Annotated in this window: 4 protein-coding genes; all 4 read right to left on the reverse strand. The window is 55.7% G+C overall.

Going from position 1 to position 2,764, the window contains the following annotated elements; all coding sequences use genetic code 11:
- Positions 1-241, reverse strand: a 241-nt coding sequence (locus NUW23_15650; GenBank protein MCR4427590.1) for a glycine cleavage system aminomethyltransferase GcvT, incomplete at its 3' end; no start/stop codon positions are given.
- Positions 242-292: 51 nt separating this feature from the next.
- Positions 293-1,729 (reverse strand): sodium/solute symporter, encoded by a 1,437-nt coding sequence (locus NUW23_15655; protein MCR4427591.1) that lies wholly within the window; start codon positions 1,727-1,729, stop codon positions 293-295.
- Entirely contained in the window at positions 1,729-1,863 is a 135-nt protein-coding gene (locus NUW23_15660; protein MCR4427592.1) for a hypothetical protein, read from the reverse strand. The genes NUW23_15655 and NUW23_15660 overlap by 1 nt, the downstream gene beginning before the upstream one ends.
- A 331-nt stretch (positions 1,864-2,194) precedes the next feature.
- Positions 2,195-2,608 (reverse strand): dipeptidase, encoded by a 414-nt coding sequence (locus tag NUW23_15665; protein ID MCR4427593.1) that lies wholly within the window; start codon positions 2,606-2,608, stop codon positions 2,195-2,197.
- Positions 2,609-2,764 lie beyond the last annotated feature (156 nt).

Below are 2,764 nucleotides of genomic sequence, written 5' to 3' on the forward strand. Positions count from 1 at the left end.
CAATTCCGCCGTCGGTCAACCGGCTCAAGTCGTTGACGGTGAGCCCCTGAAGTAGGTCAAACGCTCCCTCTCCCTTGATGTCGATCTCCCCCATGGTGGAGAGGTCTATGAATCCCGCCCTTTCCCGCACAGCCCGGTGCTCTTCGACGGGATCCGAGAACCTGAGCGGAACTTCCCACGGGCCCGTAGCCAGTATGGCCCCGTATTTCACGTGGACCGGATACAATGGGGTCCTCTTCATCTGCCGTTCCCTCCCGCCTCTGTTCAAGGGTGTAATTCTTTCTGTGCCTGGCTACTTGTCGAAGTAGACCAACAGTACTTCCTCCTGTACGGGCTTAGTAACCAGGCTCACCGTCACGTAGACAGCGATCCCAATGCCAAGAGCCCATACGTATGGGTGCAATCCAAGCGGATTAAACTTCAGCACGAAGTACTGAAACAGAAGGAACGCTTCACCCGCAATCAGTGAGGCGATGGCCCCTGCAGTTGTGCCCCTCTTCCAAAACAGTCCGAACGTGAGTGGGATAGTGAAGATGCCAAATCCCGACGTGACGAAAATCATGATCATGGTGATGAGTGTGAGTGGTTTGAGAGACGCGAGAATAGTCACAATCCCGATCATAAGGATGACGACCCTGGACATTTTGGCTACCTGTTCATCGCTGACGCTCCTGTTGAGTACCTTCTGGTATATGTCACGCGTCGCCGCACCAGCAGCCACGAGGAGTATAGAGTCACAGGTCGACATTGCCGCTGCAAGGACCGCTGCCGCAAATAGTGCGGACATCAATGGAGACATCAGTTTCTTTAGAAGCGAGGGGAAGGCAAGATCGGGGCTTGCAAGTGTAGGAAACAAGACACGCGCTGCAAGTCCCGGAATCGTCAGGAGGCCCATGGTGAGAAAGACAGCCAGTGCACTGACCACTAATGCCATCTTGCACGTCCTCGTGTCCCTCATGGCAAGGAATCTCGTGGTCAGCGCGGGCTGTCCCACCCATCCAAACGTCCATATCAGGAATGTGGAGAAAACCATCGCCGGCGGCATGTAGTTCCCGGGCCCAGGAAGGCTCATCATCGCTGGGTCTATCTTGGCGATTGCAGCGTTGATCCCCGATAACCCACCTATCAGAGAGAGCGACTTCGCTGTGAGTACTAAGACGCCGGCCAGCATAATGAGCCCCTGGAGCGTGTCGGTCCACGCGACCGCGAGGAAACCACCCAAAGCCGTGTACACAGTAACTATGCCCGCAAACACTACGACGGCGACGACGTAGTCTACGCCAAGGAAGCCCTCGAACAGGCGGCCAGCGGCAGTATACTGAACCACCATCATCGGAATGCTAAACAGAAGGGTGATGACCGCTACGAGCAATCGCACCGTGTCACTGTCATATCTGTGAGCCAGAAGGTCGGGAAGTGTGACCGCGTCGATTCTCTCTCCAATGTGCCGGATCTTCCGGGCATAAAGCCCGTACTGCAGCAATGGAGCACATGTCTCCGCCGCCAGATACACGATGGTTGCCCAACCCCATTTCCATATAAAGCCACCAAACCCAATGAAAGTACTGCCACTATACGCCGTGGCAAACCAGGTCATCGCAAGGACGAAAAAACCAAGCCGGCGTCCCGCTACAAAGAACTCCTTGACCCCACGGGAGTATCTCTCAGCCACCAGTCCGAGCACAAGCACACCTATGAAGTAGACGATCATTATGCCCCAGGTAAGCATCAGCTTCGAACCCCCTCTCCTTCTTCATCCTTCATCCTCCATGCCACGTACAAGTTGACGCCTAGCATTACGAACGACCAGATCAGCAGCCACCAGATGCCGACATCAATGCCAAGAAACCCAGGTCGATACATCCCATTCTCCTCCTTCTATACTCATCTGGTCACAGCCGCTAGCGCGACCACCGTTCCCTCCTTTCTGCGGCCACCATTCGAGGTTCAAGCCCTCCACACTTCGCGGAACAAACGCAGAGAATTGTCGCCAAGCACCTTCCGGATGTCCGAATCGCCATAGCCCCTAGCGGCGAGGCCTCTCGGTATATTAATAACCTCGGACACGTGCCGCAACCGCGGAGGATATGCCCAAGGCCACGGACTATATACACCCATTTTGTACACGCTCTTGCCGTACCCCAGCTCCCCGGACTCCGTGGAATAGTCCGTCCTCGTGTACCCGTCGATGAAATCAGTGCCAAAGCCGACGTGCCCGTGTGTCGATGCCCGCCAGTTTCGCCACGTACTCGATATGATCGAGATACGTCTCGATAGTCAACGTGGACTTTGGGGAAAGGAAACACGGAAAGGCAGTGATGCCCATCACGCCGCCCTTCTTCGCGAGTAGCCTTATGGCCTCATCACTGACATTGCGGGGGTTCGGGCTCAATGCCGCCACGCACGAGTGGGTAATTGCAACTGGGGCGCGAGATACCTCGATCGCGTCAAGCGTGGTAGCATTACCGGCATGCGACAGATCCACAAGTACTCCGCGGCGATTCATTTCCTCCACTGCGGCCACTCCAAAATCGCTCAGGCCGCTATCTGAGTTTGGCAAGTGAAAAGTGTGCCGGAACGGCCATTGAAAAGGGACCCAATCGGGCATAATCAGGTCGTGTTCTCGCGGCTTCTTCTAAGACTTTCCCTGAAGCGGTAGCTGTCCCCGGTGGTTGTGAAAATGTGTCCGCGGCGGCCCTGATTGATAGGCTGGTCCACCGCGGACACATTTTCACAACCACCGGGGACAGCTACCGCTTCAGGG

The organism is Bacillota bacterium (assembly GCA_024655925.1).
Classification (GTDB): Bacteria; Bacillota; DTU025; order DTU025; family JANLFS01; genus JANLFS01.

What these genes read in the sequence shown, in the direction of transcription:
- NUW23_15655 (MCR4427591.1), bottom strand. Translation starts at nt 1,729, where the DNA reads ATGCTTACCTGGGGCATAATGATCGTCTACTTCATAGGTGTGCTTGTG.
- NUW23_15665 (MCR4427593.1), bottom strand. Translation starts at nt 2,608, where the DNA reads ATGCCCGATTGGGTCCCTTTTCAATGGCCGTTCCGGCACACTTTTCAC.
- NUW23_15660 (MCR4427592.1), bottom strand. Translation starts at nt 1,863, where the DNA reads ATGTATCGACCTGGGTTTCTTGGCATTGATGTCGGCATCTGGTGGCTG.